Below are 6,949 nucleotides of genomic sequence, written 5' to 3' on the forward strand. Positions count from 1 at the left end.
TTATCATTGAATCCACATTTTATCTACTTTAAAATGGAATCATGAAACGATGTGCGTGGTGTAATCTAAACAATCCAAAATATATTGAATATCATGATCATGAATGGGGAAAACTCAATACAGATGAAGAATATCTCTTTGAAATGTTGATACTTGAATCTTTTCAGGCAGGACTAAGCTGGCAGTGTATTCTAAATAAAAGAGAAGCTTTTAAAGAGGCTTATGAAGACTTTGACATTGATAAAGTGATTGAATTTGATGAAGAGAAAATAGAACAATTAAGAAACAATCCTAATATCATTCGTAACAAATTAAAGATCAAAGCGAGTATTTCAAATGCGAAAATTTTTAAATCCATTCAAGAAGAGTATCAAACTTTTTATGATTACTTATGTACTTTTACCCATGGACAAATCATTTATGAAACAGAAAAAACAACGTCAGCTCTTTCAGATTCCATTTCAAATGATCTAAAAAAAAGAGGCATGAAGTTTGTAGGAAGTACGATTATATACTCCTATCTTCAAGCCATCGGTGTGATTTATTCTCACGAAAAAGATTGTTTCTTATACAAAGACTAATCCCATGTTTTCCAAACATTTGGTTCATAGCCTACTGTCGCCGATTTGCCGTTACGCACGATTGGCGTTTTTAATATGTGCTGATTGAGATACACTTTATCTTCTTTATCTGACAAGTAATTCAACATCGTCAATAATTCTTTATCCTTAGCTTTTGGATCAATCATGGAATCAATGCCAACTTGTCTTAATACACTTTCAAATTCTTTCTTACTCATTTCTTTTTCATCTAAATTGATAAACTGAAACTTAATATTTCTTTCTTTAAAATAGCGTTGTGCTTTCTTTGTATCAAAGCACTTGTTTTTTCCAAAAATTTGTATATTCATCACATTAACCTCTTTATCCTTTTTTGTACTTCATCATATAAGGATTCCATGTCAAACCCTACATGAAAATGTCCATCTTCATACAAGATTTCACCATTGACCATGGTACATTTTACATTGGATTTAGATCCGCTGTATACAATATTTTTTGCGATATTATTCATTGGCTGCATATTTGGTTGATGTAGATCTAAAATAATTAAATCTGCCAACTTTCCAGCTTCTAATACCCCACAATTTAAATTTAAAGCTTTAGCTCCATTTACGGTTGCCATTTTCAACACTTCATAAGCATCAACTGCAGAAGCATCACAATTTTTATATTTAGCCAATCCCGTAACCAAAAACATCTCTCTAAACATATCTAGACAATTATTACTTGCCGCACCATCCGTTCCTAAACATACATTGATATTTCGTTGAAGCATCGATTGGATTGGAGCTATACCGCTGGCAAGTTTTAGATTGGACGCAGGATTTGTGATGATATTTAAATGTTTTTCTTGAAATAAATCTAAATCATGTTCACTCATGTGCACACAATGAAAGGCACCTCCACCATAGTCATATACGCCTAGATCACATAAGTATTCAACAGGACTAAGCCCCGTCTTTTCTTTACATGTGGATACTTCAAATTCTGTTTCACTTAAATGTGTATAAACAGGTGCTTTATATTTATGCGATAAAGCCGCTACTTGTTGAATCTTTTCTTTTGAGTTTGTGTATTCATGACTAAAGCCAAGAATATAAGAAATCAAACTATTTTCTTGATTATATTCATTAAAACAACGTTCTACATCTTCTACGGATAGACAAAAATTATTAACTGCACCACATAATACCGTTCTATAATTCATATCTAGACTTGCCTTAACAATAGCTTCTGGATTTAAATACATATCAAAATTCGAAGTGATTCCACTTGTTAGATATTCTAATATCGCAAGTTTAGAAAAATAATAAATATCATCTTGCGTTAATTTAGCTTCAATAGGGAATACTTTTTCATTTAGCCATTGTTGAAGTGGCATATCATCGGCCATCGATCTTAAAAATGTCATTCCAGAATGGGTATGCGCATTAATAAATCCTGGCATAATTAGATTCTGGTGTACATCTATTTCTCGGTCAAACGAACAAGCATGTTCTTTATGTTTACCTACATATGAAATCTTGTTGTCTTCTACCCAAACTTCACCTGAAAAAGCATCAAAATCCTTCATTGTGAGAATACGTGCATTATAAAATCGTGTACGCATATGCATTCCTTCTTTCTGATTTAATCATCCCACAAATGGAATCAAAAAAAAAGAAATAACTTTTGATTATTTCTTCTTAAAAATCGATTTAATGAGTTCGATGATTGCCACCACAAGCAGGAATATAAAGGACATCGCAAAATAGCCAACCAAACCTGCCAAAATATCGTTGAAGTCCATTTCGCCTGTATGCGAATACCATTGGCCTATTTCAATCGCAAATGTGATAACTACAAGTACAGTAAATACGTAGAACCAACTAATTAAAACCGTTAAGTTCTTTTTAGCCATCCACTTAAATAATGGATAAATCACTATAAGCATGGCAATCCCCAACAAGCCAATAATCAAGAAGTGAAGTTGCTTATCGGATAATTGTGCTTCAAATGAGTCATTCATACTCAAGAAATAGGTGTGCGTCTTATAGATGATGTCGATCATTAAGTCGACAATCTTTTTTAACATTGAAGTACTATCTGTCATGCGAGCATTATACATGATATCGTTCGATATTTCAAATTCCGAAAAATTATATTATTATTGTGGTAAGGAGAATTTTTATTATGAAATACGATTTTACAACTCTATTAAACCGGAAAGGACACGATGCCCTTGCCCTTGATGTTCTACCTATTAAAGGCGTAGAGGTAGACCCTGATTTTTCAACAATCCCTATGTGGGTTGCGGATATGAACTATCCTGTTTTTGAGAACATTCAAAGACAAATGATTGAAAGAATTAATGAGCCTCACTTTGGATATTTTGAAATGCCAGAAGATTACTATAAAGCCATTCAATTCTGGCAAAAAGAGACGCATGGCATAGATGTGGAAAAAGAAGCTATCGGATATGAAAATGGTGTTCTTGGTATTTTATCCAGTGCACTTGAGGCTTTTACAGCCAGTGGCGAACCCATTTTAGTGCAGTCACCATGTTATATTGGGTTTATTCACACATTGAATAATTTGGGAAGAAAAATTATTGATAGTCCGTTAAAGAAAGAAGAGAACTGGGCTATGGATTATGAGGATATTGAAAAGAAGATCATCAAACATAATATCCATTTTGCGATTTTCTGTTCTCCACACAATCCAACGGGAAGAGTATGGAAAAAGGAAGAAATCCAAAAATTTATGGCTATCTGTAAAAAACATGATGTTTTAGTATTTAGTGATGAAATCTGGTCCGATTTAGTACGTAAAGAAAACACACATATTCCTACGCAATCCGTAAGTGAGGATGCCAAGAAAAGAACTATCGCCGCTTATGCTCCAAGTAAAACATTCAATCTTGCAGGTTTAGTTGGTTCCTACCATATTGTTTACGACAAATATCTTCGTGATCGATTAAATAAGCAAGCGTCTTTATCTCACTACAATTCACCTAACATATTAAGTGTTCATGCTCTTATGGGTGCTTATTGTAAAGATGGACTGGATTGGGTCAATGAATTGAATGAAGTCATTGCGAATAATGTAGATTATGCACTTGATTTTATCCACAACAATTTCAAAGATATTGAACTCATAAAACCAGAAGGAACATATATGTTGTATCTAGATTGCACAAAATATTTAGATACACATGATATCACTATGGATGAACTTTTAAAGAAAGGAGTTCATTATGGTGTATGTTGGCAAGATGGCCGTCCATTTATGAATCCAAATACGATTCGAATGAATTTAGCTTTACCAACAAGCTTAGTAGAAGAAGCATTTTCTCGCTTAAAGGAATTTGTATTATAGAAGAAGGAAAATTTTGATTATGAAAACTACAACAAAAAAATTAGTATCCTGCGCTTTATGCATCGCAATAGGCGTATTGCTTCCTATGACCTTTCACATGATTCCAAATGGAGGTAGTGTATTTTTACCAATGCACATTCCTGTATTGATTTGCGGATTATTTTGTGGAGCCCCATATGGTTTGGCATGCGGAATTTTTACACCCTTTCTTTCAAGTATGACAACTGGAATGCCTCCTGCAATGATTTTACCTCAAATGATGATTGAACTTGCCGTATATGGTTTAGTTACTGGTTTATGTGAAAAACACATCATTTTAAAAAACGAAATGACCAAACTATACGTGAGTTTAATTATTGCGATGCTTGCAGGAAGAATCATGAATGGCTTAATCAACACATTTGTACTAAGTACACAAGGCTACACACTATCTGTATTTATGACAGCTAGCTTTATCACTTGTCTTCCAGGCATTATTATTCAATTGATCATTGTTCCGATTTTAGTGCGTATATTAAATAAAACCGTAGCCTAGCTACGGTTTATTTCATTTCAATCAATTCGTATTCTCGATTTCCTAAGCCAATCTTTTGTGCATGTTCCAAACAAGATTTCCATTCCGATTCAGGTGTGGAATTAGTGAAATGATCATGGTGATCACAGAAGTTTGGATCATGTAGATGCTTATCTAATTGTGAGCCTGGCATTGGTTTTGCCTTCATACATAAATCTACACAGGCTTGATCTAGGGCAAGTGGATCAAAAGATGCCAACATTCCTATATTTGGTAAAATTGGTAAATCGTTTTCGGCATGACAATCACAGTTTGGTGAAACATCCACAATCAAAGAAATATGGAAATTAGGACGTCCATCCACAACGGCTTTTGTGTATTCCGCCATACGTTTATTCAATAATTCATTCGCATTGTAGTTATTAAATGAAATCGCATCAAAGTTACAGGCACCTAAACAACGTCCACAGCCAACACAATTTGTTTCATTAATATGCATCTTATGTGTTGTTTCATCATATTCCAATCCATTATTCGCACATTCTTTAAGACATTGTTTACAGCCACGACATCGTTTTTCATCAACATGTGGAGTTCCTGAACAGTGTTGTTCTTTTTTACCAGCACGCGATCCACATCCCATACCAATATTTTTAATGGTTCCACCAAACCCAGTTGATTCATGACCTTTAAAGTGTGTCAAAGAAATAAAGACATCGGCATCCATAATTGCACGACCTATTTTAGCTGTTTGACAATATTCTCCACCAACGACTGGCACTTCAATATCATCCGTTCCTTTTAGTCCATCTCCTATCAAAATTGGACATCCTACAGTAAGTGGAGTAAATCCATTTTGCCAGGCACACTCCAAATGTTCCAAAGCATTTTTTCTTGATCCTGGATACATTGTATTACAATCGGTTAAGAATGGTTTTCCCCCTAATTCTTTTACCACATCTACAATGGCACGTGCATAATTCGGACGTAAATACGCAATGTTTCCTAATTCACCAAAATGCATTTTAATTGCGACAAACTTTCCGTCTAGATCCAAATCGGCAATTCCTGCTTTTTTTGCCAACAATTGCAGTTTTGTAGGTAGACCCTCACCTAATTTACGGGTATGAAAATCCGTATAGTATACTTTAGATTTTTCCATCGAATATCACCTCAATTTTATTTTACATTTCCACAAAAAATGATACAATGCAAAAAATGAAAAAAAGGAAGTGTGATTATGAAAGAATTATCAAAAAGAACAGAGACATTCACAGATTCTGTGATTCGAAGAATGACAAGAATCGCAAATGAATATGATGCGATCAATCTATCGCAAGGATTTCCTGATTTTGATCCACCAAAAGAAATCTTGAATCGACTAGAACAAGTTGCCCATGAAGACTTTAACCAGTATGCGATTACTTGGGGTGCTCAAAATTTTAGAGATGCCTTAGCTAAGAAACAATCGAAATATATGAATCTAGATTTAGATTCGAACAAAAATATCGTTGTCACTTGTGGAAGTACCGAAGCCATGATGGCAGCCATGATGAGTGTTTGTGATCCAAATGATAAAGTGATTGTCTTCTCTCCATTCTATGAAAATTATGGAGCAGATACCATTCTTTGTGGTGCCAAGCCAATTTATGTTCCTTTACACCCACCTGTATTCAACTTTGATAAAGAAGAATTAGAAAATGCGTTTCAACAAAATCCGAAAGCTTTGATTTTGTGCAATCCAAGCAACCCTTGTGGAAAAGTCTTCTCAAAAGAAGAATTGGAATATATCGCAAGTCTTGCCGTAAAATATGATACATATGTGATTACAGATGAAGTATATGAACACATTGTATATGCTCCATACAAACATACATATTTTGCCTCTTTACCAGGTATGTTTGAAAGAACCATTTCTTGTAGTTCCCTATCTAAAACGTATTCCATTACAGGATGGCGTTTAGGCTATTGTATTGCCCCAGAAAATATCATCGAACAAATCAAAAAAGTGCATGACTTTTTAACTGTTGGTGCGGCTGCGCCTCTTCAAGAAGCTGCCGTTGTCGGTCTTGAATTTAAGGATGCTTATTATGATGAACTTCAAAAGCTATATACACACAAGAAAGATTTATTCATCAATGGTTTAAAAGAATTAAATATTCCACATACCGAACCGCAAGGAGCTTATTATGTCATGGTCGATATTAGTGAGTTTGGTTACGATTCAGATTTAGATTTCTGTGTGGATCTCATTAAAAATGTGGGTGTAGCTGCCGTTCCTGGATCTAGTTTCTTTAAAGAAGAGGAAAACCGCTATATTCGTTTCCATTTTGCAAAAAAAGATGAAACTCTACTTGCGGCATTAGATCGATTAAAAGATATGCGTACAAAAATGCCTTATAAGAAAACCGTTGGGGAGTAATCCAACGGTTTTTTAAATAAGCTCCTCTTTTGCAAATGGGTGGTGAATAGAAATGTGAGCAATTTCGTTAGCCAGACACCTAACAAAAGAAAC

8 protein-coding genes are annotated in these 6,949 nt (G+C 34.4%); 4 read left to right on the forward strand and 4 right to left on the reverse strand.

Annotated features, from left to right (window positions below; genetic code table 11):
- The first annotated feature begins 41 nt into the window (after positions 1-41).
- Positions 42-581 (forward strand): DNA-3-methyladenine glycosylase I, encoded by a 540-nt coding sequence (locus Q0F04_RS01260; protein WP_295749216.1) that lies wholly within the window; start codon positions 42-44, stop codon positions 579-581.
- Here Q0F04_RS01260 and Q0F04_RS01265 read toward each other — a convergent pair.
- The 3 genes from Q0F04_RS01265 to Q0F04_RS01275 form a co-directional block, all read right to left on the reverse strand.
- The gene (locus tag Q0F04_RS01265) at positions 578-910 is read right to left on the reverse strand and encodes a glutaredoxin domain-containing protein (protein ID WP_295749219.1); all 333 of its coding nucleotides are present in this window, start codon (positions 908-910) and stop codon (positions 578-580) included. The genes Q0F04_RS01260 and Q0F04_RS01265 overlap by 4 nt on opposite strands.
- Positions 910-2,172 carry an amidohydrolase gene (locus Q0F04_RS01270; protein WP_295749222.1) on the reverse strand — a complete coding sequence of 421 codons (1,263 nt, stop codon included), beginning with the start codon at positions 2,170-2,172 and terminating at the stop codon, positions 910-912. The genes Q0F04_RS01265 and Q0F04_RS01270 overlap by 1 nt, the downstream gene beginning before the upstream one ends.
- 66 nt (positions 2,173-2,238) lie before the next feature.
- Positions 2,239-2,655: a hypothetical protein gene (locus Q0F04_RS01275; RefSeq protein WP_295749225.1), complete on the reverse strand. Its 417-nt coding sequence runs from the start codon at positions 2,653-2,655 to the stop codon at positions 2,239-2,241.
- A gap of 80 nt (positions 2,656-2,735) precedes the next feature.
- Here Q0F04_RS01275 and Q0F04_RS01280 point away from each other — a divergent pair, with 80 nt between their 5' ends.
- Positions 2,736-3,920 carry an aminotransferase class I/II-fold pyridoxal phosphate-dependent enzyme gene (locus tag Q0F04_RS01280; protein WP_295749229.1) on the forward strand — a complete coding sequence of 395 codons (1,185 nt, stop codon included), beginning with the start codon at positions 2,736-2,738 and terminating at the stop codon, positions 3,918-3,920.
- Between the two features lie 19 nt (positions 3,921-3,939).
- Entirely contained in the window at positions 3,940-4,455 is a 516-nt protein-coding gene (locus Q0F04_RS01285) for an ECF transporter S component (protein WP_295749232.1), read from the forward strand.
- Positions 4,456-4,462: 7 nt separating this feature from the next.
- On the opposite strand, the gene Q0F04_RS01290 is transcribed toward Q0F04_RS01285, so the two are convergent.
- Positions 4,463-5,596, reverse strand: coding sequence for a DUF362 domain-containing protein (locus tag Q0F04_RS01290; protein ID WP_117573588.1), 1,134 nt, complete (start codon positions 5,594-5,596; stop codon positions 4,463-4,465).
- Positions 5,597-5,674: 78 nt separating this feature from the next.
- Between Q0F04_RS01290 and Q0F04_RS01295 the strand changes: the two genes are divergently transcribed.
- Positions 5,675-6,856, forward strand: coding sequence for an aminotransferase class I/II-fold pyridoxal phosphate-dependent enzyme (locus Q0F04_RS01295; RefSeq protein ID WP_295749235.1), 1,182 nt, complete (start codon positions 5,675-5,677; stop codon positions 6,854-6,856).
- Positions 6,857-6,949: the final 93 nt, after the last annotated feature.

It is taken from the genome of uncultured Holdemanella sp. (genome assembly GCF_934772795.1).
Taxonomy (GTDB): Bacteria; Bacillota_I; Bacilli_A; order Erysipelotrichales; family Erysipelotrichaceae; genus Holdemanella.